We start from the raw sequence: 25,816 nt of genomic DNA, 5'->3' as shown, positions 1-25,816 counted from the left end.
CCAAATCCTCTGCCACGACGAAGCGCCTGATATCCGGGAATGTCAGCAAAGAAGCAAGAGCCAGATGTAAGAATGCGTGAGTTCCATGAAGCGTCTAACCGATAAAATAAGAGAAGTGAAACCTTCTCCGTCCATTCGACTTGTCTGCTTAAGCGACACGCACGGGTTGCATAGAAGGTTTGAAATGCCGCCTGCCGACATTCTGATTCACGCAGGGGATTTCATGACGAGTGGCCGGGATAAAACGGAGATTGCGGACTTTGACGACTGGTTGCAAAGCCTGCCATATCGTCGCAAGATTGTGATTGCAGGCAATCACGACATCCTGTTTGAGGCAGATCCTAAAGGGGCGAGAGCGACGCTACGCCATGCTGACTACCTCGAAAACTCAGAAATGACTGTCGAAGGCCTGCGTTTCTGGGGTTCGCCAGTAACCCCAGTCACAGGCCAATGGGCTTTCGCAGCCGAGCGCGGTGCGAGCATTCGCCGCTGCTGGAGGAAGATTCCTGCTGAGATCGACGTGCTGATCACTCACGGTCCACCCTTCGGTACGCTCGACAAGGCAGACATCCTCGCCCCCCATCTTGGCTGCAAGGATCTAATCGAAGCTGTTATAAGAACACAGCCGCGGCTGCATATCTTTGGGCATGTACACGGCGGACGTGGTGAAGAGACAAACCGTAGCGGCATTCGATTCGTCAATTGTGCCGTCCTCGATGAATGGTACAAGCTAGCTCACCAACCTATCGTTGTCGAAATTGCTTAGGGAGATAGAAAACTTATGCGCGCTGTCTTCGTTCGCCACGGACAGAGCACCGGCAATGTTGGCATCCCCTGTCATGATCTTGCTTTGCTCGCATTGACGGAGTTCGGCTGGCAACAAGCCAGGGAGATCGCGGATGCCTGGACTGAACGCCCGACGCTAATCGTTACCTCACCCTTTCTACGAACCCAACAGACCGCCGCACCGACTATCGAACGCTATCCGGATGTGCCGGTCGAAGTATGGCCCGTTCAGGAATTTACTTATCTGGAGCCGAGTCGATGGAACGGAACTCTTACCGTCGAACGTTTGCCTCACATCGAGCTCTACTGGAAACAGATCGATCCTGCCTATTGCGACGGGGAAGGCGCTGAGAGCTTCGGAACACTTCTCCGACGCGCTGGAGAGGCTCTGGAGCGCTTGCAATCGCTATCAAGTGAGGCGTTGGTTTACGTCTTTAGCCACGGTCAGTTTATCCAGGCTGTGCGGTCGCTGGTCATCGAAGGGGATTTAACCGACGAGCAGAAGATGCAGAAGTTTTGGCTGAAGGGGCATCCGCCGGTGATTGGCAATGCGGAGAGAGTGAGCTTCCGGTATCTGCATGGCACCATCGACGGTTTCCGTGGATTCCTGCATGAGCCTGAGCTGCCTTATGGGGCGACGGACGTAATACTGCCGTCTTAGGGGATGAGCCAACCGGTAATCTCACCATCCGGGCCAGGATTGACGAAACAACCCTTCGCACCTGTCCTGGTCTTTTGTACCTTCCAGCCCATCTGGTCACACCGAAGCAGGTGAACCAGATCGCCGTTCCGATCCAGGCGATACGCGCCTTGTCCCACGGGCGTTGCCGCCCAGCTCGATGCCTCTTTTACATCAATGGAGTATGCGTAACCGACGCGCTTACCATTCTCGTAGCCCCAACAGAAGGCAGTTGCTAGAAGGACCATTCCAACACACGACGCGACACCCAGCCATTGAAGCCAATTCTTTGCTGCCGCGTAGCGAGCGACAGTTTGAGCTGAGCGTGCAATCTCTCTTTCGCAAGATGTTACGACTGTAGAGCTAATAGCCTCTTCGATACGCGCCTTGATTGCACGCAATTCGGTTTCTGCCGTTTCGCTTCGTTGGCGAATACCGACATCGAACTTCGCGAGCGTTCGATTTGCTTGTTCGCCCATTCGTTCCGGCAACTTTTCCGTCAGTTCAAGATGATGCCCTAGCAGGAAGACGATGCTCCATATCGCATCGTTTTCCCGTATGCCGAGTTCCTTCGCCAGACGATTGAAACGGTTCGTCTCCTCCGGTTTTGCCTCTCTTCCATATACCGTCAAAAAAGCTGTTTCCAGGCTCATGGCGTTACCTGCTCAAAGAGCGTAGCGCACTCTTTTACCCACCGGTTTACCTCGGCTCGATTTCCCAAGGGTGCATTTTCAATCACCGCCTCGATGGTGAGGCGGTCGCTGTGCAACTGATCCGAGATGCGGTCGGCGACATCGGGAAAGTTCAGCGTTTTACCGCTCGTCTCAATGGTCTCGCGAATCTTTGAACTGTTGTACAGCTCAAACTTCCGTTCTGGACCGTGATAGAGATTGCGCAGGACATGTGTTGTCCCACCCTGCATCCCGTCAAGATACTCACGCAAGAGCTGGAGACTATCGCGCTGAGAGTTGATGATCCAGAGCGTTACCAACTCCCTGTCGAGTTCGCGCAGGGACTCTGACAGCAGCGTTCCATAAAGCTTTACGCCTTCTCCACTCCGAGCAGGAGTGTTGATTACGGCGGTTTGTTCGGGATGTTCGGATAGATGATTTGTGAGATCCATCCAGCCTTCTTTTTCATCGAGGTTCATGTAGAGAGTTTTCACACTCTTCCCATAGGCTTTACCGACGTCTGGGTTTGCAGTATCTGCTTCAATCAGTAGCAACTCCTCCTCTTGCTTTAGCAAGTAGTGTGTAAGAGCCATTGAGACGATGCTCTTGCCTACACCACCCTTCGATCCGCTTACCATCAAGACTCTGCCTGCCATAACGCTCTCCTTAAATTTCTCTTTCGTCTTCGGTTACGATGAATGTTCCTTTTGGTTGACTCTCTTGTTCCTGTTGACTTTGAGATTTAGGACTGATTGGTTTCTCAACTAATTCAGCGGCTGCTGCTGGCACTCGCCCACGCTGCTTCGCTTTGCGCCCTGGCTTGAGATACTGTCTTGCAGTTGAGAGCGTCATTCCGATACCAACTCCCTTGAGGTCATCGAGCACCGTTTCAAGTGAGTGCCCAACAGCGAGTGCCTCCTTGGCACGCCCTCGAAGTTTTAGGAATGCGTCTCGTCTGCTGTAGCTCTTCATTGGCTTTGCTGGCGGTTCCGCAATGCGTTTCTCAATCACAGCAAGAGCGGCTTCAATCATGCTTTCTGTGATTACTTGATTCTTTGCCATGACCCATCCTTTGCATTACGGCAAGGGTTCGTAAGAGCACCGTAGCATAGCTTCGAATCGTAAGAAATACCCGTCAAATTGGCGCTTCGTGTAGTTATAAGTAGATTGCGCAAGCCTTCCGTAACTGGCCGTAACAAGCATTGCGAAAATATTTTTCGTGCTTTACGTTGGCTTAGATGAAGTGCTCGCCGAAGCTACCATCGGTTGTTACGTGTGAGGTGTTGGCAGAGCAGTACAGGATGCGGGTTGTCCGTACACATGCTTCGCATGGTCCGAACAACCCGTCGCCTCTGGTGCTCCGCGCTGCGCTTGTCTCATCCGGGCTCATCCTGAAACGGGCCGCGCACGCTTCGCGTAGGAGATACGCAAATGCCATTCGTATTACGGGATAAGGAACGAGCCAGCCTGCGGTTTGAAATGCGGCTCTCTCCTGCCGAGCGGGAACAGCTAAGAGACGAAGCAGACTTAGCTGGGATCAGCATTAGCGAGCTCGTAAAGCGACGCGCTCTGGGGCAACCTGTTCATGCGGCAATCGACCTCACCATGATTCGAGAGCTGCGTCGCCTGGGAGGTCTACAGAAATTGACAATGAATAAGCTCATGCACCATCGAGGCATCTCAGAGGAGTGCATCGCTACGATCAAGGCCCTGCGCGATGCGGTCGAGAGGGTAGTGAGTCATGATCGTTAAGCACATTGCCAATCCCAAGACACGGTCGGGCAAAGCCTCTCGCATCGGGGGACTGCTTGACTACATTGCAGCGGATGGACAGGACAACGAACAGAAAGCAGAGTACGTTGCCGCGAGCGGGAATTTCTATTCAGATTCTCTTCAGGGGCGACGTGCGGAGATGATTGCACTCGCTCTCGAAGCACCTCGCAGTAAAGATCCAGTGGACCATTGGCTTATGAGCTGGAAAGAGGGGGAGCAGCCCACGGAGGTGCAGTGCAGGGAGAGCGTAGAGATATTGAAAAGGTATTTAGGCATGGGCGGCGATCATTTAGCGATTTACGCACTGCACCGCAATACGGAAAACTACCATCTCCATGTCGTTATCAATCGTGTCGATCCAGATTCGCATCGTGTCGCGGATAAGGGATGGTGTATCGACAGAGCACACAAGGCAATCGCAGAGATCGTGCATCTGCACGGCTGGGAACCGGAGAGCAACGCTCGCTACATCGCAAACAGTGAGGGTGAAGTTTCATTGTCCGGGGTCGCTCATGAGCGGAATCCTAAAGCGAAAGTGATGGACCGTGAGAACGCGATTGGCGAGAAATCGAATGAACGGATTGCGATTGAGACTGCGGGGCCGATTCTGGCGAACTCCCAAAGCTGGGACCAGGTACGCATAAACTTGGCGCGTGCGGGAATGCGCTACGAACTGAAGGGGAGTGGTGCTCTTCTCTGGGTTGGCGAGCAACCCGTAAAGGCCTCGGTAATAGGTCGCGAATTTAGCAAGAAACGCATGGAGGAACGCCTCGGTGTTTTCCAGCCAGACAGCAATCGAGGACGTATGGATGAGGCATCTCGGAAGCCCGAGCCTCTGCGAGAGGATCATTCTGGACATTGGCATGAATACCGCAAACTTCTGGAGAGGCATCGCACGGGGAAAGACGCAGCCCAGATTAAGCAGCGTGTGGCGCATCGTGAAGCGCGAGACGCGCAACTTGCATCCTTCCGGCAGGAACGCAGTGAGCTCTATGCGGGAGCGAGATGGTCCGGCAGTGCGCTCAACGTCGCACGGAGCCTCATGGCTTCTGAACATGCCAGGCGCAAGGCGCAACTCATGGAGGAGCACAAGAGGGAGCGTGGCGTCTTACAACAGCAGTTCGGGCACCGACCGACCTTTGAACAGTTTCTATTGGCACGGGGAGGGCAGCAACTTGCTCAGGCGTGGCGTTATCGCGAAAATCACGAGGTCGGATGCGGGTTGCTGGGTGAGGGTGATGATCCACCGCATAAGCGAGACATTCGAGACTTTACAGGGCAGGTACAGCATACTCAGGATGGAAAGAGTTGGGTTCACTATTCCAAGCGTGATTCAAAAGGGATCAGTTTTACAGACCAGGGAAGGAGAATCGATGTCTGGGAGACGAGCGATGAGGCTGCTGTATTGGCAGCACTCCAACTCGGGGCTCAAAAGTGGGGCAATCTTACGATCACCGGGTCAATGGAATTCAAGCTACTGTGCGCTGAGGTGGCTGCGAAGCACGGAATCAGAATCATCAATCCAGAGCTCCAACACGTCGTCCCTCCGGTCGGGAAGATGCCTGCCCCTCGGCCTGAGATCGCGACCGGAACGGCCCCGCTGGAGAGCGCCTACCTCTGCCACAAGACCGATATCCAGAATCGCTTGCACCTCGTGGACCCCTCTCGGCTGGATTGGATGATTGCCGTCAGAATGCGTGTAACGGGCCACGACAAGCGATCAATCGCGACCGCTTTGCGGGAACATGCACCCAGAGGGCGTACAAAAGAGAATCGTGATTGGGGCAATTACTCCGAGCGTACCGCGTACGCTGTCTTTAGTGTGCGCGGTGATCACGAAGCTACAAGGAATCTGCCCAGAGCTCACGCGTGGATGCAGGTGGAAGGAAGGCAGTTCTCACGAGAAGCTCTCACAAGCCGGGAGAGGCCAAGGCCGAGTCGGAGCATCGACCGGAGCTCTCCCGAGCCGGAGATATGACTCTAATGGAGTCATTTTGCCCAAGGACTATTTAAACCTTGCATTTCTACCGCAGCATGGAATAATTGTAGGGTACGATTCGACGCGCAGCAGAAAAACGCCTCGTCCAACTTCTCAAGCGGTTTCCTGCTGTTGCGCTGCTTGGTCCCGTCAGGTCGGCAAGACAACCCTTGCCCTGAGCCTCATGGAAGAGAGTGACGCCCCACCGCATTATCTTGACTTGGAGCTTCCTTCAGATCGCGCCAAACTAGCCGACCCCGAATTATCTGTCCGCCTATGAAGATCGGTTGGTGATTCTGGACGAGATCCATCGTCTTCCAGGAATCTTCCAGACTCTTCGTGGTTTGATTGACCAGCGAAAGCGTAAGGGCAAGCGCACAGGACAGTTTCTCCTACTCGGATCGGCATCCATCGATCTGCTGCAGCAATCAGCCGAAACTCTCGCAGGCAGAATTGCCTACATGGAGTTGACGCCATTTCTCGATAACGAAGTCATCGGCCTCGTTCCTGACGTTCGCTCGGCCCTTTGGGTGAGAGGTGGGTTTCAGAATAGCTTTCTAGCGGAGACTGAGTCCGAGAGCTTCGAGTGGCGCACGGCATTCATTCAAACCTATCTGGATCGGGATGTACCGTCGCTCGGCCCGCGCATTCCGACTAAGACACTCCATCGCTTCTGGCAAATGCTCGCCCATAACCAAGGACAGATGTTGAACGCTGCTCAGTTGGCAGCAGGGCTTGGAATTAGCAGTCAGACAGTCGCCCGATATCTCGACGTCATGGTCAATCTCCTGCTTGTGCGACGCCTGCAACCTTGGTCGGCCAACGTCGGAAAGCGGCTCGTCCGTTCCCCTAGGATCTATGTGCGGGATAGTGGCTTACCCCATACTTTGCTAGGTATACGCGACCAAGAGACCTTGTTGGGGCATCCCGTGGTCGGAGCGAGTTGGGAAGGGATGCTCATAGAAAACATTTTGAGCATGGTCCCGACAAGCCCCCCTGCGTGGTTTTACCGAACTGCCGTAGGTGCAGTGATTGATCTTGTGCTGGAGGTCAAACCGAACCAGCGCTGGGCAATTGAGATCAAACGTTCGCTCGGCGATCCCAAGCCCCGCAAAGGTTTCTTCATTGGCTGCGAGGATATTGGAGCTATAAAACAGATCGTGCTTTATCCAGGAGACGAGACATTCAAGCTGGATGCAAAGACAGAGGTAATGCCTCTGAGGACGCTGCTGTCCAAGATATTGCCGGAACTAACAGCGTGAACCTGACGGCTTACTGATGGGCTTGGTACAAGAAACTGGTCCCATTAACTTAGAGATCGTGATCGGCCTCGGTAATTTTGGACCAAAGCCAATGTTAGTCTTCGGCCAAAACCTAACCTGAGAGGGTGGAGGGATTTGGATGAAGAAGAAGCGATTCAGTGTGGAGCAGATCGTTGGGGTACTGAAGCAGGCGGAGCTAGGCGTGCCGGTTGCGGAGGTGATCCGCAAGGCTGGGATTAGCGAGCAGACGTTTTACCGCTGGAAGGCGAAGTATGCGGGCCTGGAAGTGGATCATGTCTGGCAGATGGCGCAGCTACAGGAAGAGAACCTTCGGTTGAAGAAGCTTGTCGCTGAGTTGGTGCTGGACAAAACGATGCTGCAGGATGTGCTCTCAAAAAAATGGTGAAGCCTTCGCAGCGTGGACCGATGGTCGATCGGCTGATGAGCAGCTATGGGGCGAGTGAACGGCACGCGTGCCGTGTTCTGTGCGTCACGCGCGAGACGTATCGTTATCGGAGCTGCCTTGATCCACGGACTGAGTTGCGGATGAATATCCGCGAGATCGCTCAGGTAAGAGTGCGCTACGGATATCGCAAAATCCGTGTGCTCTTGAACCGCGAAGGCTGGGATGTGGGCAAATATCTGGTGTACCGGCTGTGCCAAGAAGAAGGCCTGATGCTAAAGCGGATGAAGCCTGCCGGCAGACGCAAGGCAGCGCGGGTGCGCGAAGAGAAGATCAAGCCAACGGCCCCGAATCAGGCGTGGAGCATGGACTTCGTGGCGGACCAGTTTCAGGATGGAACTCAGTTCCGTTCGTTGACCATCGTCGATGTCTACACAAGAAAATCGGTGGCAATCGATGTTGGGCAGAGCTTGAAGGGAGACGATGTGGTGCGGACGTTGAACAGGCTGAAGCTCGAACGTGGTGTGCCGAAGGTGTTGTTCTGCGACAACGGCAGCGAGTTCACTAGTCATGCGATGGATCTATGGGCCTATCGGAATGGGGTGAAGATCGACTTCTCTCGACCAGGCAAGCCGACCGACAACGCGTTCGTCGAGAGCTTCAACGGGACGTTCCGAAATGAATGCCTCAACACCCACTGGTTCCTTGATCTGAAGGAGGTAAAACAACTGATCGAGGCCTGGAGGTGCGAATATAATGACAGTCGTCCTCACGCATCTCTCGATGACAGGACGCCCAGCGAGTTCGCCAGCCAGTACGCGGCTAGCCGCGTACTGGCTGAAACCTAAACAGATCGAAGACTAACTCTGACCTTGGTATAGAAAAGCTAGGCCCTTCAATCGCTGCGCTACACTAACTCTTCACTGGTATAAAACATCGGGCAGGTCAGAGGGTCGGTTGTTTACTCACAGAGATTAACGACCTCCCAATCGAGTTCGTCAATTCCTCCAATTCTGGAGGAATGTAAGTTGGGATTATCTCTGATGAAATATCTTTCGATTCAGGTCAGGCCAGAATTCCTTAAACACCAGCGTTGTTGAGTCAAATCCGATGTTCGTGACCCAGCGCTGGCCAGTCTTTGTCCAGGTGCGCTGAGGTTCAGGGTAATAGAGGTTGGCAATTCCTGCTGCGGCGCCTGCGCCCACGATCTCTGCGAAGTTCGGCGTGGGTGTCCCGCTATCCGTGCGAGTAGTCCACATACGGCTGAAAGCGTAGTATGCCCGCTTCAAGGGTCTTCCATGCTCGAGAGTGTAGTAGCGGGTATCCTCCCTGAACAGGATAGGCATGAAGCCTTCCACAAAGTAATTCTCGCTTGTCTGGTCCACAAATGCGTGCCAGAAATAGCGGCCGTAACCCGCGGCTCCCTGATGGAACTCAGGATAAGACTTACCTGCTTGCGAAGCCCCTGCCACTCCCGCAGCAAAAATGACGCTGGAGTAGTCGAAGCTATCGAAGGTAGCGTCCTTGAGTTTATCCAATCTGGATTCTGGAGGCAGTTGTTTGTCTGCAGAAACCGAATGAAAGTTGGGCACGATATACAGGATACGTTTAGTCTGTTCCCCCTGCTGCTGCGAGCCGATGTTTGTGGGGTCAGAGCTTGCCGTGGTGTCGTCGCTCAAGATTGCGAGGCCCTGAAGTCTATTTGATTTTGCTTCCAGAAAGGCAGATGTATCCGGTGTTGGCCTTGTATATACTCCTTGGGCCAACGCCGGATACGCCATTACGACAAACGTTGCGAACCACTTAATGATCATCCTCAACCTCGTTGCGCCCCAGTGGACAATTCTCCATCCCCACGCAACCGCCGCGCTGTGCGCGAACCGTCTACTTGACCGCATCTGCGGTCTTCTCCGCGCTCTTATCAATCACGTGACCAGTCTTCGTTACGCCTTTCTTCGCGACATGTCCTACCTTCCTACCAGCGTTTGAGCTGATTTTTGCGGTCTTCTTCCCTGCCGTTTCGGTAGTCCGGCCGGTGTCCTTTACTGCTGCTGTTGTTGCGTGGCCTGTGCCCTTGGTCACCTTGGCTGTATCGTGCGCGACGTCCTGTGCAAAACCGACAGTTCCAGTAGCCAGAGCCAGGCTCATGGCGAGCAGTAGTCTATGCTTCATCGTTGACTTCTCCTTGTTGCTTTAAGATTGGTTCCTACGACTGCACATATGACAGCATCTCGAGGGCCAAATGTCTGACTCTGATATCAATACACTTAGATTGCTCCACTCACCATTCTGCCAGAATGCAGTGATAACAGTTCACCAAGAGACAACATGCCAGCCCTCGAAGTACGATGATTGCGTGATGCATGGTTTCATTCGCATCAGCTCCATCGCGGAAATCTGGAGCGCCCTTGCAGGGCTTGCAACGCCACACATGGAACTTGCCGGCCCTTCTAAGGGAGCGGGGCCAATAAGCCATCGTGGGACGCCGGCGCGGTCCTTTTCCGATTCTGTTCAGGGCTATGATGCCCCGCGAGTTCATCGATTGCTATTGTTCTGAGCCGCGATTAGCGTCCAACAAAACTGTCGTCACGTGTTATCGTGTTTGGCTCGAAGAGCGACCTGCGCTCCTTCAACGATGCCCATGTGTCTAGCTGCGATATCTAGGCTGGTATACGAAGCATTCGACTGCGGCTTATTAGTCCGAACGCCTGCCGCTCGTATCGTCAGCTCAACGTTTTTCTTTCTAGATCCTAATGCCAGACACAGCCCAACTAAGAACTGCTTCCCGCCCCTCTTACTTCGCGCCGATCATATCTTCGACGACCCACAACTCACGCGAGACTCTCGTAATAACGCTCGCATAGTTTGCGGAGGCGATGTTGATATCGGTATCGGGGTGAACCTGTCTCCAGAGTTCGAGTGACCTAGGATTTGCCTCAAACCGGAAGTACCCGTCCCAGCTCGGATACACATCTACGGTGAGTGCGTCGAAATGCATTGCGGGCCCGTCCGGAACATATCGCGCGCTGGCCATCCAGCCTCTGATTGTCCCTTCCTTGACCAGGACTTCAGCAATCGGCTGCCACAGCCTTCTTTCGATATCGATCCACTTCCCTACGTCTGTAATTTTGTCAAAATTGATCAGCAGGTAGTCTCCCTTCTGCATTCGGCCAATGCTGGCAAGTGTCTGGAACATGCCGGTCTCCGCCAATTCACTCACAGCCCTCTCGTTCTGCGCATACTGCTCCGCATCCATACTCAGTCCGGCCTTCTTTAGTTGATCACTTAGTTCCTTCGGCTCTGTCGGTTTCGGCGGCATCCCCGAAAAAACACCGATCTCCATGTAGTCGCAGCTGTTTTGAGTACCACGCGGCAATACCGCGCGCAACAGGGTCCAGCTTTTAAGTTCGCCGGAATCCACCTTATACTGCGCGTATTTATGCAACGTTTCGCGAGCCCATTGGCGAAACTCGCTGTTCTTGTCCGGGTTTACCTTTAAGCAATTGTTCACATACACCGGGGCATTTGAAGCCTGTTGGGCGAAGACCCAATTCGGCGCTAATACAACGCATGCAGCAGTTGTGAGTAAATCAAAAGCTTTCATAGGCACTCCTGGGAATTTCTCTTTGGGCCTGCGTTAAGCCCCACGTCCCGTCCGCGATGGCCCCATGATATATGAGAGAGTCGCGGGATAGAATACACGCCATGCCGTATGAAGATCTTCCATCCTATACCGCAGGGACCGGTGTGTTGCGGCGGGGGCCGGTGTATTCTCACTGTCCATCACCACTGCAAAGACTCGCCATCGCCGCTTTCCTGATCAGCTATCCGAGAAAGAAGGGCCGATCGCGACCGTTTCGTTCATCAAACCGCGTGAATCTCAGTGCTCATAGCTCGCGTCGTCGACTGAGACCTTCCCCCGGAAGAGCCTATAGACGATGCAGAAGTACATGACGGCCAGACAAATGCCTACGGACCACCACACCAGACCGACACGGAGCGTGTGTGGCGCCGATAGGGCCTGGTCGATGGTAAGGTCCTTCCCATGTATTCCGACCGAGGGAAGAATGACAGGAAAGATCCCAAACGCAGCGCCGAGGAACATGGATGAGAGATAGCCACAGGAAGCGAGGAAGCACGAAAACTGTAATCCTTTCGACAGGCTGAACCGGAGGACCACAAGGCAGGCGAAAGCCATGAATGGAAAGATGAACGCAATGGGGTGGCTAAGGTAGTGAGTGAGAGAAGCAGGTCGCGCCAGGATCGTAGCGGGTATGCCTGTCGCCGACAACACTGCTGTTGCGATCCAGGCGTACTTCGACAATTGCATCGCTCGCTCCTCGACATTCCCCTGCGTTTTCATGGCGAGATAAAGCACACCGTGAAGCGAAAGCGCTGTCAATGCAGTAACTCCACCCAGAACGGTGTACCAGTCAAGGATTCCGGGATTATCTCCAGTGCGAAAGTCAGTCCAGAGGGGAAGAAAGAAATAGCCGTCTGCTCCTATGGGAACTCCGCGCACAACATTGGCGAGCGCTGCGCCGAAGAAGACGGTCAGCAGAGCACTCGAAACGCAAAAGAGAGCTTCGAAGAATGTCCGCCACAGCGGATCTGAGGAGTGGCCACGCAATTCGATACTGATGCCTCGAAGAATGATGAGCCAGAGAACGATCATGAGTGGAAGATAGAACCCACTGAACGCCGTCGCGTAAAGGAGCGGAAAGGCGAAGAACAGTGTCCCCCCGGCTGCAATTAGCCAGACCTCATTGCCATCCCATACCGGGCCAATAGAACGCAGGGCCTGAGAGCGTTCTGACTCAGTGCGTGCGACCCACAGGTAAACGGCTCCCACGCCGAGGTCGAAACCGTCGAAAACAACATAAGCTGTAAGCATTAGAGCGACAATCCAAAACCAAATAGTTCCCATGCGAATCCTCCTTAAGCGGTCAGGGCGATGGCTCGATCACGGTCCGCAACGGGTGGCCCGGACTGAACATGGTTGTAGACAAGGATGACCCACAGAAACGAAAGCAAACTGTATATGCCGAGGAAACCGAGCAGAGTGAAGAGGCCGTTGCTTGCGGTAACGTGCGAGGAGTATCCCTGAGATGTACGGATGAGGCCATATACAAGCCAGGGTTGGCGCCCGATTTCTGTGGTCATCCACCCAGCAGTGGTCGCAATGTACGGGAGCGGCCAGCTAAGGAGAATCGGCCAGAGCACCCATCGGCTAGAGTACAGCTTGCCTCGCCAAAGCAGCAGAGCTGAAAATCCCGTCAAGGCTCCAAACCACGTCCCCAGGCCTACCATGATGTGGTAGCTATAGAACAGGAGCGGCAGAGTCGAAGGCCACTGGTCTTTTGGAAACTGGTCGAGACCCTCAACTTCAGCGGACGTCGTCCCGTAAATGAGGAAGCTGAGAACTTTATTCACGACAAGCGGGTTGTCGATGGTTTCAGTTTCGTAGTTGGGTTGTCCGAGAAGTACCATTCCTGCGCCCTTCTCGGAGTGAAACAACCCCTCCATAGCTGCAATTGCCATTGGTTGATGCTTTGCCATGTACTTGCCGTGAAGATCGCCAGTCGGAAAGACCTGGGCTGTACAGGAGATGATCCCAGCGATGACACCGATGCGAAGGAAGGTCCGCCCATACGGACCTTCGCGGCGTTGAAGCAGATAAAGTGCTCCTACAGCTGACATAAAGAAAGAGGCTGTCACCACAGCGGCACACATGTTGTGCGCATACTCAAGCCACGCCCAAGGATTCAGCAGCAGGTCTTGAAAGCTCGTGACTTCAAACTGTCCATTGCTGAGCATTCGATAGCCTACCGGATGCTGCATAAAAGCATTTGTAACGATGATGAAGAAGCCTGATATCCAGGAACCTAAAAACACCAGGAAGGCAGAGAGCCAATGCATCCTACGAGACAAACGCTTTTCGCCGAAGAGAAGCAGTCCGAGGAAAGCAGACTCCAGAAAGAAGGAGAAGATACCCTCCATGGCGAGCGGCATGCCTATCACGCCGCCAGTCCGCCTCGAAAACTCCGCCCAATTCGTGCCAAACTGAAACTCCATCGGAATGCCAGTAACGACGCCAATTAGAAAATTGATCGCGAAGAGTTTTCCCCAGAAACGAGCTGAGGAATCGTAGTTCTGCGCCACATCGGCTTCGGAGGTCCGGAACGCCAAGGTCTTCAAAATCACGATCAACAGGGCCAAGCCCATTGTGAGTTGGGGAAACAGATAATGGTATGTGATCGTGAAAGCGAACTGAATTCGATCAAGCGTGAGCGCGTTCATAGATACCTCCCGGTTCTCAAAGTCGACGGAGGGATTCTCCTACCACCAGACCAATCGAACGATTGCGAAATCAAAAGTGAAGAGGACGAGTTCCAGTCAGTGCAAACCGTCTGCGGTTGGGGGATCGGCAGCCATCTCGGTGATGTACCGCTTACTCCCTGTCCGATAAGAACCTGCGTCGCCAACAAGTTCATGTCCTATCGAGCACCAGCAGAAGAAAAATGCTGGGCAAGTAAATGGTTGAAGCGAATAGCAGGCGGCGCGCTGCGCAACTAGTTCGCATGACGACTAGCTTTACTCCACAACACAAAAACAGACAGCTTAGAAGTAGAGACCCACTGGCGTAGACCCAGCCCGCATATCCCAGCAGCGTTGGAACGCTAGTCATCGGTATTGCAATTAGAAGAGGTAGAAGCGTCTGCCATTTTAGAAACGTGATTCTTTTCGATCTGCCGGGAAGCACACGATAGCGCGCCCTAACATAATCTTGGCGATGCATCCAAGCTATTGCCATGAAGTGAGGAAATTGCCATATGAAGAGAAATGAATAAAGCACCCATGCCTCGAGGCTGAGACTTCCGGAGGCTGCGGCCCATCCGATCAAAGGAGGCACTGCGCCGGGAAACGCTCCCGCCAAAGTACATAGCGGGGTTATCCGCTTAAGTGGTGTATAGACGAAGAGGTAGGTTGCGGACGCAAGAGCCGCAAGAAGAGATGCAAGCGCATTGACTGCGACCGCCAGGTAAAGAGCGCCTGCCACCGACAATAAAAGCCCAAAGCACAATGCTGCGATCGGTTCCAACTTTCCAGCCGCAAGAGGGAGGCGCGAGATCCGCCGCATCCGTGCGTCAGAACGCCTCTCGATGTACTGGTTAAGTGCGCTGCTGCCGCCTGCCATCAGCAAAGTTCCGAGTACTAAGTTGAGAAGAACCAAGGTCTGCAAGTGGCGACTCGCGCGCGTCGTGGCCAGGCAGAAGGCGATACCGACTATGACCGCAACCAGCATGTTTACATCCGGCTTCGTCAGGGCCCAATAAGCGGCAGCGGCTGTTGAAACCGGGGAGCGATGGCGCTTTGTACTGCGGCCCATTTCTAAAGAGAGGGCCTTCGGTTGAATTACCATTTCAATCGCCTCACTTACTACGTTTGGCTTGCTGGGAAATGCTTGCAGAAGCACGCTCCACCTTGCGCTCATAAGAAACTTCAGAGGTGCCACGAACCGCTTCCTTATCCGAAGAAGCATTCATAGCTCCAATCGCCCCTGTCCTTTACGGTCCGAGCAAGTAGTTGATTTTCTATGGGATAGACAACGCCGAACGGAAAGCGAACTTAGGCATGCCAACATTGGACCTGCCAACTGGCGATCTAATGCCAGTCCATTGGCGTCTCAGACATCTACGCAACCAAGTGAGAATTCGCTTCTGGTGCGGCAGGTTTATCTGTGCGAGCTGTCTGGAGATATTGATCGCTGATGGAGTATGCGTGCATGAGTCACCGCCTTACATTCCTGGCCGGGAAATGCCGAGTTTCTTCATGCGGAATTGGAGCGTGGAACGGTTGAGGCCCAATCGTATCGCCGCGCCATTTGGTCCTGAAAGAACCCAACGGGTCTCTTTGAGTGTTGCAAGGATTTGAGCGCGTTCGACTTCTTCCAGCGTTCCAGCCGTTGCCCCGGCTCCAGATGAGATGACTTGACAGCGGAGATCCTGCAGAGGAACGCGCAATACCGATCCAGGCGAAAGGATCACCGCTCGTTCGATGACATTTTCAAGTTCGCGAATGTTGCCCGGCCAGTTATAGCGAACAAGACCTTCCATGGTCTCGGCCGGCACAGTCTCGATCCGTCGATTCATCCGGCGTGAAAAGATCTGGACAAAATGCCTTACCAGCAACGGAATGTCTTCTGTGCGTTCCCGTAAGGGCGGCACATGAAGAGGAAAGACATGGAGCCGATAGAACAGATCGGCGCGAAATTTCTGCTCTTCGACCATCGCCTTGAGATCTCGATTTGTCGCAGCGACGAGACGCGCGTCGGTCTTAAGCGTGCGCCCGCTTCCGAGGCGTTCAAATTCCCTTTGTTGCAGAACACGTAAAAGTTTCGGCTGCAGTTCGAGCGAAATCTCCCCGATCTCATCGAGAAATATCGTCCCACGGTTTGCCAACTCAAACCTGCCCATTCGTTGTGCAATGGCCCCGGTAAAAGCACCCTTCTCATGACCGAATAGCTCGCTCTCCAGCAACCCGGTTGGAATTGCAGCGCAGTTCAAAGTGACAAAGGGGCTTTGGCGCCTCGAACTGAGATCGTGAATCGCACGCGCGACGAGTTCCTTTCCGGTTCCCGTCTCACCAAAGATCAAGACGGTGGAGTTAGTGGATGCAACGATCTCTACCTGTTTGAGAACCCGGCGCAAGGCAGCACTCCGGCCTACCATGCCGGCAAAATGATTGTCGCCTTGCTCCGCATCCTCAGCGAAGACATCCTCATCGGTTATTCGACCCTCAAGATGCTTCGAACTATCCCGGTAGAGCGAGTTTTCAATCACAACGGATAGTTGACTCGATGCCCGGCTCAGCAACTCAACGTCATCGGCAGTAAACAGATTGGGCTGAAAACCGGCAAGTGCCAAAACCCCAAGACGGCGGCTAGATGTCTCTATAGGTACCCCGCAAAAGGATCGATAACCCATGTTAAGCCCGCAGGATGCCCTGAGTATCTGCCTCGACATGGAGCAATCGCCGTCGACACGGCAATCTTCGATCCAGACCGCTTCCCGGTTTTGATATACGGTCCAATAGAGCGATTCCGCAACTTCGATCTCTTGCGACGAAGAGTTGTCGGTGACCGGCGAGCGCCATTCGATTTCGTTCGAATCCTGCTTATAGACAACAATGTCAAGCGCGTCGAATTCAAGCCTTCTTCGAAGGTCCGCCCTGAAGCAATTTAGCCACTCATCATGCATTCCCGATTCAACGAATTCAGGCAAGCGAGATAGCGCGAAGTGGCGATTCCCCAAAGAGTTGGGCCGCGATCTCGGCTCGTTCGATGGTTTCACTGAGCGATCCAGGGTCGATGGTATTTCTGATATGGAGGCGGAATTGGAAGTACTACTCATGTTTCCTCGAATCTCGGGTGTCCGCTAACGGATGCGGGCCCGGAAGTTTGAGCGATCTGATAGTCGAGAAGGAGCTTTAGATCGTCGGGAAAATGGCTACGGCATCCGTGGCGTGAACTTGACACGGTCTCCGTAAACTCGAAATGTCACAATTCTCTTCTGGTTCGGGATTGGTAATTACTTCAGTTCATGGTCTCCCCGATCCTTTGTGATCCACTCGCGAACGTAAGCAGGGCAATTCTGGAGCGTGGTACCGTTCGTTTCGAAACTTTCCAGAAACCTGACAGCGTCTTGATCGACTAGGGTGAGGTCTTTCAGGTCCAAGACGATGGGCCGGTGTTTCTCCTCTGAAATAAACAGCGCCGTCAACTCAGGTACATTTTCTGCATTGATTCGCCCGCTCACCCTAAAGACAATGTCCCCGTTCTCTGTTCTTTGAATTCTCAGCATCTGTCCTCTCTCGGATCGAGACCCGAACTGGAACAAGCAATCTAAGCACCAATCCCAATTTGTTGAAAATAAATACCTTATTACTCCCAAAACTGGCGAGATCCCGCCAATTGGCGAGATCCAAGACAAATCTTCTCGTCAGGGTTTGCACACTGCTCTGTCTTTCGTGGGGAGTGCAAAGTTACACGGTGGGAATGTGCAAGAACGGAGCGTAGCTTTGGGGAGGATGCTGAGCGGTTATTTTTTAAATCGGTTCTTATTGATTTTCAGGGAACGAATCTTCGACTCCAGAGTAGATCGCGGCATTCCTAGCTTGGCGGCCGCTCCTACTGGTCCGAAGACTCGCCCTTCACTCTCTCGCAGGGCAGCCTCGATCATCTCCTTTTCCTGGGCCGCAAGCTTTTCGGAGAGGTCGAGTGAACTCTTCCGAACATCTACCTGGGGCTGTCGAGAAATCCAGCTTTCATCTACCGAGAACGTCTCTGTTTCGCACACGATAACAGACCGTTCGATGATGTTTTGCAATTCGCGAATGTTACCTGGCCATGCGTAAGACACAAGTAAGTCCAGACTCTTCTTATTGATCTCTCGTATGCTCTTTCCCGCCTTTCTTGCGAAACGATCAATGAAGTACTCAACCAGCATGGGAATATCTTCCGTTCGATCCCGCAGAGGAGGAACCTCAACCGGAAAAACGTTGAGCCGGTAAAACAGGTCGCTACGAAAAGTGCCTGCGGCGATGGCCGCGGGCAAGTCTCGGTTCGTGGCGGTAATCACTCGTACATCGGTTTTAATGGATAACGTTCCACCGACCCGCTCAAATTCGTGTTCCTGCAAAACACGCAGCAAAGCAATTTGGGTTTCGACAGGAAGCTCGCCTACCTCATCAAGAAAGATTGTTCCGCCACCCGCCAATTCGAATCGGCCCAATCGTCGCTGGGTAGCCCCTGTGAATGCGCCCTTTTCATGGCCAAACAGCTCAGACGCGATCAGGTCGCGCGGAATTACAGCGCAGTTCACGCTAACAAAAGCATGTGACGAGCGGTGCGACCGTCTATGGATCGCCCTCGCGATCAGCTCTTTCCCCGTTCCGGTCTCACCTGTTATGAGCACAGTCGAATCGGTGGGAGCCACTTTGATAACTCTGGAGAGGACGGCCTGCAGTGCCGGAGAGGTGCCCACAATTTCTTCAAACATCGAGACTCGATCGATCTCATCGCGCAAAGCCAGATTCTCCCTGTAGAGCTGATCTTTAAGAACCTTGATCTCGGCAAATGCTTTCTCCAGATCCCTTCTGGCCTGTACCTGCTCGGTCACGTCCCGGCTTGTGCCGACCACTTGAACGACTTCGCCCGATTCGTTCGTCACCGGATGGGCAATAGCGTGCAAGTGCTTGGTTGTCCCATCCGGAAGTACAATTCGGTAATCGGACGATACATCTCCCCCCGATCCGGACGTCTCCTGTTTCACCATCCGCTCGACCATAGTCCGATCTTCGGGATGAACTCTTTCGAGGAAATGATCCAACGAGGGATTTGTCGTTGCGGGATCGTAGCCCAGAATGCGGAACATTTCCTGAGACCAAAAGCTATCATCCGTATTCATATTCCATGACCAGCTTCCGCTGTGAGAGAGTCGCTGCGCTTCGGCCAGAAATCCTTCACTAAGCTTCAGCTTTTCCTCCGCTTGTTTACGCTTGTCGATGTCCGAGTGCAGATTGATCCACCGGACAATTCGGCCATCCTGGCCCCGCACGGGCTGACCTATTGAGTGCTGCCAGCGACACCTCCCATCAGCGCCTATGGCGCGATACTCAAATTCAAACGGCTCCTCAGTCGCTAATGCGTGAAGCCATGAATTCACAACACGCGCACGATCATCCGGATGCAAGTTCGGGCTCCAGTCCCTCATTTGCTCAAGGGTCTTGCCGAAAAAGTCTAAGAGATGTTGATTGTGGAATTCAGTCTCACCATCTGGAGAGTGAGTTACAAGGCCGGGAATGCTATCTACAATTTGACGAAGAACTGCCTCGCTCTCGCGCAAAATCCCCTCTGCCCGCTTCATGTCTTCGATATCGTAGCTTGAGCCATACCACTTGATGATCTTGTCCCACTCGTCGCGCAGCGCCACTTTGCGGTGAACCATCCAGCGATATTCCCCGTCGGCTCGCCGCAGGCGCGCTGCGTACTCGAAGGGCTCACCACTGGCTATGGACGCGTGCCATGTCGCCACAATCCCGGCAACATCTTCGGGATGGATCACGGTTGTCCAGCCCCAGCCCTCTATCCTCCCAGTCGGCACGCCAACATATTGCAGAAATGGCTGATTGAAGAAATCGAGGTCACCGTTCGGCAACGCCGTGTGGAGCAGAGCTGGAACCGTGTTGAGTAGCCTCAGGAGACCGCCAGAAAATTGTTGCAGTTTTTCTTCGGTTTGCTTTGCTGAGGTAATGTCCATCACTGCTCCGGCAAATTCGAGGTTGCCGGTTTCGTCCTTCATTCCGTAACCCGCGGCCCGGACATGTTTCACGGAACCATCCGGCATGAGCAATCGATGCTCAAAATCAAAATCCCTTCCGGATCGCGATGCTTGCTCCAGTGTCTCTCTCACAAAAACCACGTCCTCTGGATGAGCGCGCTCAAGTACCAAATCCAGCGTGGGTTTGGTTGCCCGATCCCAGCCGAGAACCCGGAACGACTCTTCTGAAAAGTAGAGTTCATTGGTGGAGACATTCCAGCCAAAGCTGCCTGTTTGGCTCAATCTCTGAGCTTCAGCGAGATATAACTCACTACGCCGGAGTTGATCCTGTGCATGTTGACGTTCGTCAATTTCAATGTCTACTCCAAGCCACCCAATAAGCGTTCCCATCTCGTCCTGCAGGGGCGCAACTCGAAATAAAAACCATCTATACTCACCGTCGAAACGCCGCATGCGCGCCTGGATCTCGCCTTCTTTCCCGCATGCCACGATTGCACTCCACGCCCGATACAGGCTCTCCATGTCATCAGGATGAAGAATGTTCGACTCTCTCCAGCTCCATCCCCTGATTTGCTCCAAAGTGAATCCAGTGTAGGTAAGCCCGCGGCGATTTAAAAACTCAATTGAGCCATCGGGACCGGCGTACCAGACAAAGGCCGGGACTTGGTCAATGACAGACTGGAGATTCATTGGTTTTGATTGGAATTCTGGAGAGCCCATGTGCCGAATAATACACTTGTGAAGTGTCGATCATCATCCTCTAGACGGATGCTATGCGCGGAGCGATCTCGCTCCTTTGAGCACCAAGGTCGCGCGAAGCGTCGAGCCGGCTAACGGCGCAACAACTAACCGGAGCGCCCTCCAATCCCAGGCAGATGCCACCTCAGTTCAGGCTCTTAAAGCGCGGGCTACGCTATTGCAATCGCAACTGGACTTCGTGCAAGCGTGCGATGAACTCACCCGCGCCATGGGCCGCATTCCACAATAGCCGCTGGCTCTGCAATCGCATCGGGCAATCGGATTGGTCTATATATCGGCCAACGAAACGAACTCCAAGGTTCGTGCTTAAGGCCGGCGAATCACACGGTCGTCTGGGACAGCGGCGGAGTCAATCTGCGCCAGATCACTCCCGTCACAGCCATCACCGGGACTGAAAAGAACACCCCAATAACGCCTCCGATCTCGTATCCGACCATGATGCCAAATATGGAGAGGAGCGGATGAATTCGCAAATGCTTACCCATCACACGCGGAACATTCACGTAATCCTGAACGCCCCTCCAGATTAGAAGCAACACGCCTACCCAAATCCATGAAGACTGAGTGAAAACACCCATAATGAGGATGACAGCGGCGGTGATCATCCAGCCTGCTACTGGGATGAATTCAAGGCCTGCTCCTAGCAGGCCAAGAGCGATGGCATGAGGAAACCGGAACAGCAGCAATACAGCCCAATAGAAGACCAGGGAGGATAAGGCCAAATTTACCTGCGTTCTCATATAAGTGCGCAGCACGATGGCCACCTCGTCGATGATTCCTTGCAGCGTCTCCGCATGACCCCACGGCGCAACCACGCATACCGCCGCGCGCGCAATGATCCTTCCATCGCGCAGGAAGAAGATCGCAAGAATAGGAACCAGAGCCAGCCCGCCCAAAACACTTGGTACCCCACTCTCAATGTTTTCCACCATGCCATGGATCTGCGCCCTGTGGCCCACGATGAATTGTTTGAGCTGCTGGGTTTGGGATGCGGCCCACCCATTCTGATTGCCGATACTCGCAATGACATTTCCGTTGCCCAGATCATCGAGCGAGGCAGCCGCGCTCTGCACCAGCGTAGCCGGTGCATTTGTGACACCGGGAACAAAGCCAAAAATCATGAATGCGATGAGGATCACCGATGCAAGGTAGGTCTCGACGACAGCCGGCCCTCGCAGGTCGCGGAAGAACAATGAGTGACGCTGAAGAAAATGCACCACCGGTTCGAGCAGATGAGTGAACAGGATCGCGAGGATAAAAATGAGGATGACTTGCCTAGCGCAATAAATGGCTCCAACCACAAGGACGAAACAAAGGGAGGTGAATAGTATGCTCGCTGTTCGGCGGTCAAGCATGATCATAGATGTTCTCCTCGGCAAAAGGGCCGGTCTCTCAGTGCGCGGCCAGCTTCTGACACGCAAGTACAGTTAATCGCCAGTCGCTCTACCCGTGTGCTGGCCAATCATGCTCAATGCTTTGAACAATGTCGATCATGAGCACCCCTGAAGCAATCAACTCCGTTCCAAAGCAATGAAAGAGCGCCAGCAGATAGCTGCCTGCCTTGTCTATGTGGTCGATGTCTCTTAAATCGAGACGCAGCGGGCGACTATCGCGTTGCGCATTTGCAGATCTCCAGGCGCTCTCCAGTTCGTCGACCCAGATTCCGGTAATGCTTCCTTCGAGCTTGATCGAGACCTGGTCGATTTCGCTGTCCACGTTGATTCTCAGCATTTGCAATCTCCATGAAATAAGGACTCAGGTGCAATTCCTAGTCCAGCACGGCCATCGCTCGCAGGTCCGCAGATGACTGAAACCAAACGATTAAAAATCGAGTTGCCTGCTTCTGGATATCGAGTGCCGAATTCGAAGTGCCAACACACGCAAAATTGCTAACCGATTGGCACCGCTTCCATGTCGCGAAAAAATGAAATCTTGCACCCATCTGGAACAATCCGATACCGCACCTGAGAGAACAACGAATTCTTAGAAAACGTGCCAATATTTCAGCACAGTGAGAGTCGACTGGCAGTAAAGGTCTTGGCAACGCACCCCGCTGCGGATACAACTTGCTTGTTATCTGCCATTTGGCCTTACCCTCTATTCGGCCTGAAAAGTGCTTCCATCTCAGTAGAAGAATGCCACTGACGCCTTCGTCCTGACGGCCGCCTCGGCCTCAGGCTCGTGGATGCCGTGAGACTGCTCATCTAACGGAGGACATCTTGTCCAGGATTGAATCGCGAAGAATCGGCGAGCTTGATCTCCACGTGGAGACGAGTAACTCACACGTGCTCCTCAGCCTTACAGGCAAAGTCACGATCGACTCCTCCCCCGATCTCCGCAATCACCTTCTTGAAGTTCTCGGGGATGCCTCCCTCGAACAGGTCTCGGTCGACCTCAAGGGTGTCTCTTACCTGGACATCTCAGGGATCGCCACGCTCCTCGAAGCCCTCAAGATTGCACGAGCCCGCAAGACCCGCCTCCTGTTGACTGGATTGCAGGATCGTCCACGCTACCTGCTTGAAGTTTCGGGCCTCTTGCCCTTCTTTGAAGAGGCAAGCGATATGAATCAGGGTGTCTCTTTGAAAGGACCGGAATGAGCGCTCCACTAGCAGCCGTCGGTAAAGCCACTTTCGGCTTGCTCGATTATTTTGGGGGACTGAGTGGGCAGATATGGGCTTCGACACGAGCCTTGCCTGCCACGATGCCTCTGATCGGCAACAAGTATCGATGGAAGGCATCCGTTCGTCAGATGATGCAGATCGGCGTGGACGCATTCCCGATGGTCGCCCTGATGTCACTCTGCTCGGGATTTATTTTGGCGTTGCAGGGCGCCGGGGAACTCCGTAAATTCGGCGCTATCAACTTTGTCATCGATCTGGTCGCTGTCGGTTTTACTCGCGAACTCGGACCGTTGATCACCGCCCTCGCCGTCAGCGGCCGCTCCGGTTCAGCATTTTCAGCCGAAATCGGAACGATGGTTGTTACCGAAGAGATGGACGCGCTGCGAGTCATGGCCTTTGAGCCGGTGGAATTCGTTCTCGCACCCAAGTTCCTGGCAACGCTTGTCGCCGTTCCTTGCCTGAGCATTTTCGCCAATATGAGCGGCATTCTCGCTGGCGGAATCTTCATGTTCTTCATCGCGCATCTGCCTCTCGAACAGTTCGTGAAACTCGCACTGAACGCGATTCAAATGCAGGACATCGTGAGCGGACTCATTAAGAGTACCGCCTTCGCAACCGTCATCGTCCAGGTGGGGTGTTTTGAAGGATTTCGAGTACGAGGCGGACCGGAATCTGTCGGAATTGCGACCACCGCCGCAGTCGTCAAGTCCACCTTCCTGGTCATCATTGTGGACGCAATCTTCACAGCCATCTTCTATTTCATGGGGATATCTTGATGGCGATCATCTCGATTCGCGACCTGGTAGTTGAATACGAGGGGCGCCGTGTGCTCGACAGGCTGAACCTCGAAATCGAACAAGGCGAAACTATGGTCCTGCTCGGAGGCAGCGGCTCCGGGAAGAGCACGCTATTGCGCCATATCATCGGTCTTGAGCGGCCGCACTCCGGTCACATCACCATCAAGGGAACCGATATCGCCAGTTGCTCGAAAGCTGAGTTGAAAAAGATGCGGCGCTCCATCGGGGTCGCTTTTCAAAGCGGTGCCCTCTTCAATTCCTATACGCTCGCCGAAAATGTCGCCCTGCCGTTGCGCGAACAGACTGCACTGGCTCCATCGATCATCGATTTGATGGTCTGGGCAAAACTGGCCGTCGTAGGCTTAGCCGACTTCGGCAAGTTTCATCCGCAAGAGATCTCCGGCGGCATGAAGAAACGCGCTGCTGTGGCTCGCGCACTTGCACTCGATCCGGAAATTCTGGTCTTTGATGAGCCATCGGCTGGGCTAGACCCGATCGTTGCAGCGGAACTGGATGAACTGATCCTCCTGCTCAAACGTGCCTATCAGATGACAGTCATTGTCGTAACCCACGAGTTGCCCAGCGCGTTCAAAATCGCCGACAGAATTGCCATGCTGCACAAAGGCTCTTTCCTCGCGGTTGGAACCAGGGATGAAATCCGCGCAAGCCAGGAACCAAGGATCAGGCAGTTCCTCGATCGCATTCCCGGTCACTCCGTCGAACCATCCGCGATGCAACGCCATCTTGAAAACTATCTGCAAGGCAAGGAGATGAATTCATGACAACCGAGGCAAAGGTCGGAGCATTCGTGCTCGGGTCGCTATCAATTCTTGCCCTCATCCTAATCGGTCTGGTCAGCCAGGCCTCAGGCGCTGGCGGCATCCCTTATAAAACCTATGTTCGAGATGCCGGTGGCATTGAGCCGGGCGCTGCAGTCTTGTTCGGAGGCGTCGAATCCGGCAGGGTCAAAGCGGTGCGTCCCCTCGCAAGCGATCCCACTCAGGTCGAGATTCTGCTTGAACTCAAAAAGGGCACACCCATCAATTCCAATTCGATCGCCAAGCTGGGCGCGCTAAACATCATGAGCGGTCCGGTCTTGTTCGTGACCACAGGCAGCAATGATGCTCGCCGTCTGGCGGCAGGTGAATCCATCTCCTCCCAAGAGGCAGTCAGCCTCGACTCCATCGTCGGGAAGCTCTCACAAGCCGCTGACAACGCCAATACGCTGGTGCCTGAACTGCAAAAGGATTTAAGCGGCATCAACATGCAAGCGCAAACTCTGCTGGGCAATCTTAATACGCTCACCGGCGGAGAGAATCAGAAGAAAATTGAGCATTCGATTACCCAAGTAGATGGGCTTCTTACGGACACACGGCCGAAGATCAACCAAGGCCTCGATCGCCTTTCCGCATTGACCCAACATGCGGACGCCCTGATGGCTAAGCTCTCTCCGGTACTCGATCACACCGATGCCACAATTCAAAACGTAAACGGGACCGTTACTGAACTCCGCGAACCAATACGCTCAGATCTGGTTGAACTTCAGACCACCCTCAAGCAAACCAACGAGCTTGTCGCGCACATGCAGGTCTTTCTGCGCGCCAACGAAGACAATACCGGCGATACTATCGAGAACCTGCGAATCACCACCGAGAATCTGAATCAGTTGACCGACGAGTTGAAGCAGCGGCCATTCAGTCTCATCCGGGTCAAACAATCCAACGACCGTAAAGTTCCAAAGTAGGG

The 25,816-nt window shown here is 53.7% G+C and carries 25 protein-coding genes; 11 read left to right on the top strand and 14 right to left on the bottom strand.

Annotated elements, in window-relative coordinates; translation table 11 throughout:
• The first annotated feature begins 85 nt into the window (after positions 1-85).
• Both OHL19_RS15425 and OHL19_RS15420 read left to right on the top strand, forming a co-directional pair.
• Positions 86-766: a metallophosphatase domain-containing protein gene (locus OHL19_RS15425; protein WP_263358612.1), complete on the top strand. Its 681-nt coding sequence runs from the start codon at positions 86-88 to the stop codon at positions 764-766.
• A 15-nt stretch (positions 767-781) separates the two neighbouring features.
• Entirely contained in the window at positions 782-1,447 is a 666-nt protein-coding gene (locus tag OHL19_RS15420) for a histidine phosphatase family protein (RefSeq protein WP_263358611.1), read from the top strand.
• On the opposite strand, the gene OHL19_RS15415 is transcribed toward OHL19_RS15420, so the two are convergent.
• From OHL19_RS15415 to OHL19_RS15405, 3 genes are read right to left on the bottom strand one after another with little or no spacing between them, the layout of a single operon-like run.
• The gene (locus OHL19_RS15415; RefSeq protein WP_263358610.1) at positions 1,444-2,118 is read right to left on the bottom strand and encodes a hypothetical protein; all 675 of its coding nucleotides are present in this window, start codon (positions 2,116-2,118) and stop codon (positions 1,444-1,446) included. The two genes, OHL19_RS15420 and OHL19_RS15415, sit on opposite strands and share 4 nt — an antisense overlap.
• Entirely contained in the window at positions 2,115-2,792 is a 678-nt protein-coding gene (locus OHL19_RS15410; protein WP_263358609.1) for a P-loop NTPase, read from the bottom strand. Before OHL19_RS15410 ends, OHL19_RS15415 begins: the two co-directional genes overlap by 4 nt.
• A 10-nt stretch (positions 2,793-2,802) precedes the next feature.
• Positions 2,803-3,198 carry a hypothetical protein gene (locus tag OHL19_RS15405; RefSeq protein WP_263358608.1) on the bottom strand — a complete coding sequence of 132 codons (396 nt, stop codon included), beginning with the start codon at positions 3,196-3,198 and terminating at the stop codon, positions 2,803-2,805.
• Between the two features lie 369 nt (positions 3,199-3,567).
• Here OHL19_RS15405 and OHL19_RS15400 point away from each other — a divergent pair, with 369 nt between their 5' ends.
• The 4 genes from OHL19_RS15400 (at position 3,568) to OHL19_RS15385 (ending at position 8,400) form a co-directional block, all read left to right on the top strand.
• Positions 3,568-3,888: a plasmid mobilization protein gene (locus OHL19_RS15400; RefSeq protein ID WP_263358607.1), complete on the top strand. Its 321-nt coding sequence runs from the start codon at positions 3,568-3,570 to the stop codon at positions 3,886-3,888.
• A complete protein-coding gene (traI, locus tag OHL19_RS15395; protein ID WP_263358606.1) occupies positions 3,878-5,887 on the top strand; it encodes a TraI/MobA(P) family conjugative relaxase in 2,010 nt (669 codons plus the stop codon). The genes OHL19_RS15400 and traI overlap by 11 nt, the downstream gene beginning before the upstream one ends.
• 290 nt (positions 5,888-6,177) lie before the next feature.
• Positions 6,178-7,149 (top strand): ATP-binding protein, encoded by a 972-nt coding sequence (locus OHL19_RS15390; RefSeq protein ID WP_263358605.1) that lies wholly within the window; start codon positions 6,178-6,180, stop codon positions 7,147-7,149.
• A gap of 139 nt (positions 7,150-7,288) precedes the next feature.
• Positions 7,289-8,400, top strand: a protein-coding gene (locus tag OHL19_RS15385; protein ID WP_263358604.1) for an IS3 family transposase whose coding sequence is annotated in 2 segments (ribosomal slippage) — positions 7,289-7,541 and positions 7,541-8,400 — 1,113 coding nt in all. Because the reading frame shifts where the segments join, the coding sequence is not laid out codon by codon here.
• 186 nt (positions 8,401-8,586) lie between these two features.
• Here OHL19_RS15385 and OHL19_RS15380 read toward each other — a convergent pair.
• From OHL19_RS15380 to OHL19_RS15350, 9 genes are all read right to left on the bottom strand, one after another.
• On the bottom strand, positions 8,587-9,366 hold the full coding sequence (locus OHL19_RS15380) for a hypothetical protein (RefSeq protein ID WP_263358603.1): 780 nt from the start codon (positions 9,364-9,366) through the stop codon (positions 8,587-8,589).
• A 70-nt stretch (positions 9,367-9,436) separates the two neighbouring features.
• Positions 9,437-9,724: a hypothetical protein gene (locus OHL19_RS15375; RefSeq protein ID WP_263358602.1), complete on the bottom strand. Its 288-nt coding sequence runs from the start codon at positions 9,722-9,724 to the stop codon at positions 9,437-9,439.
• A gap of 622 nt (positions 9,725-10,346) precedes the next feature.
• Entirely contained in the window at positions 10,347-11,156 is an 810-nt protein-coding gene (locus tag OHL19_RS15370) for a hypothetical protein (RefSeq protein ID WP_263358601.1), read from the bottom strand.
• Between the two features lie 276 nt (positions 11,157-11,432).
• Positions 11,433-12,479 carry a cytochrome d ubiquinol oxidase subunit II gene (gene cydB, locus OHL19_RS15365; protein WP_263358600.1) on the bottom strand — a complete coding sequence of 349 codons (1,047 nt, stop codon included), beginning with the start codon at positions 12,477-12,479 and terminating at the stop codon, positions 11,433-11,435.
• An 11-nt stretch (positions 12,480-12,490) separates the two neighbouring features.
• Positions 12,491-13,852: a cytochrome ubiquinol oxidase subunit I gene (locus tag OHL19_RS15360; RefSeq protein ID WP_263358599.1), complete on the bottom strand. Its 1,362-nt coding sequence runs from the start codon at positions 13,850-13,852 to the stop codon at positions 12,491-12,493.
• A 190-nt stretch (positions 13,853-14,042) separates the two neighbouring features.
• Entirely contained in the window at positions 14,043-14,942 is a 900-nt protein-coding gene (gene cyoE, locus OHL19_RS23135; protein ID WP_396126792.1) for a heme o synthase, read from the bottom strand.
• Between the two features lie 409 nt (positions 14,943-15,351).
• On the bottom strand, positions 15,352-16,812 hold the full coding sequence (locus OHL19_RS15355) for a sigma-54-dependent Fis family transcriptional regulator (protein WP_263358598.1): 1,461 nt from the start codon (positions 16,810-16,812) through the stop codon (positions 15,352-15,354).
• A gap of 330 nt (positions 16,813-17,142) precedes the next feature.
• Positions 17,143-17,415 carry an STAS domain-containing protein gene (locus OHL19_RS23130; RefSeq protein WP_396126784.1) on the bottom strand — a complete coding sequence of 91 codons (273 nt, stop codon included), beginning with the start codon at positions 17,413-17,415 and terminating at the stop codon, positions 17,143-17,145.
• 237 nt (positions 17,416-17,652) lie between these two features.
• Positions 17,653-20,583 (bottom strand): PAS domain-containing protein, encoded by a 2,931-nt coding sequence (locus tag OHL19_RS15350; RefSeq protein WP_263358597.1) that lies wholly within the window; start codon positions 20,581-20,583, stop codon positions 17,653-17,655.
• Between the two features lie 106 nt (positions 20,584-20,689).
• On the opposite strand from OHL19_RS15350, the gene OHL19_RS15345 reads away from it, so the two are divergent.
• Positions 20,690-20,881 carry a hypothetical protein gene (locus OHL19_RS15345; RefSeq protein ID WP_263358596.1) on the top strand — a complete coding sequence of 64 codons (192 nt, stop codon included), beginning with the start codon at positions 20,690-20,692 and terminating at the stop codon, positions 20,879-20,881.
• A gap of 91 nt (positions 20,882-20,972) precedes the next feature.
• Here the strand turns inward: OHL19_RS15345 and OHL19_RS15340 are convergent, their stop codons facing one another.
• Both OHL19_RS15340 and OHL19_RS15335 read right to left on the bottom strand, forming a co-directional pair.
• Positions 20,973-22,013 carry an AI-2E family transporter gene (locus OHL19_RS15340; RefSeq protein ID WP_263358595.1) on the bottom strand — a complete coding sequence of 347 codons (1,041 nt, stop codon included), beginning with the start codon at positions 22,011-22,013 and terminating at the stop codon, positions 20,973-20,975.
• An 82-nt stretch (positions 22,014-22,095) separates the two neighbouring features.
• Positions 22,096-22,383 (bottom strand): hypothetical protein, encoded by a 288-nt coding sequence (locus tag OHL19_RS15335; protein WP_263358594.1) that lies wholly within the window; start codon positions 22,381-22,383, stop codon positions 22,096-22,098.
• A 488-nt stretch (positions 22,384-22,871) separates the two neighbouring features.
• On the opposite strand from OHL19_RS15335, the gene OHL19_RS15330 reads away from it, so the two are divergent.
• The 4 genes from OHL19_RS15330 to OHL19_RS15315 are packed head-to-tail and all read left to right on the top strand — an operon-like array spanning position 22,872 to position 25,814.
• A complete protein-coding gene (locus OHL19_RS15330) occupies positions 22,872-23,249 on the top strand; it encodes an STAS domain-containing protein (protein WP_263358593.1) in 378 nt (125 codons plus the stop codon).
• Entirely contained in the window at positions 23,246-24,049 is an 804-nt protein-coding gene (locus OHL19_RS15325; RefSeq protein ID WP_263358592.1) for an MlaE family ABC transporter permease, read from the top strand. The genes OHL19_RS15330 and OHL19_RS15325 overlap by 4 nt, the downstream gene beginning before the upstream one ends.
• Complete coding sequence (locus tag OHL19_RS15320; RefSeq protein ID WP_263358591.1) at positions 24,049-24,852, top strand: ABC transporter ATP-binding protein; 804 nt, start codon at positions 24,049-24,051, stop codon at positions 24,850-24,852. The genes OHL19_RS15325 and OHL19_RS15320 overlap by 1 nt, the downstream gene beginning before the upstream one ends.
• Positions 24,849-25,814, top strand: coding sequence for an MlaD family protein (locus tag OHL19_RS15315; RefSeq protein ID WP_263358590.1), 966 nt, complete (start codon positions 24,849-24,851; stop codon positions 25,812-25,814). Before OHL19_RS15320 ends, OHL19_RS15315 begins: the two co-directional genes overlap by 4 nt.
• Positions 25,815-25,816 lie beyond the last annotated feature (2 nt).

Origin of the sequence: Acidicapsa ligni (assembly GCF_025685655.1) — a bacterium.
GTDB lineage: Bacteria > Acidobacteriota > Terriglobia > Terriglobales > Acidobacteriaceae > Acidicapsa > Acidicapsa ligni.
This window is presented reverse-complemented; position numbering and strand designations above follow the sequence as displayed.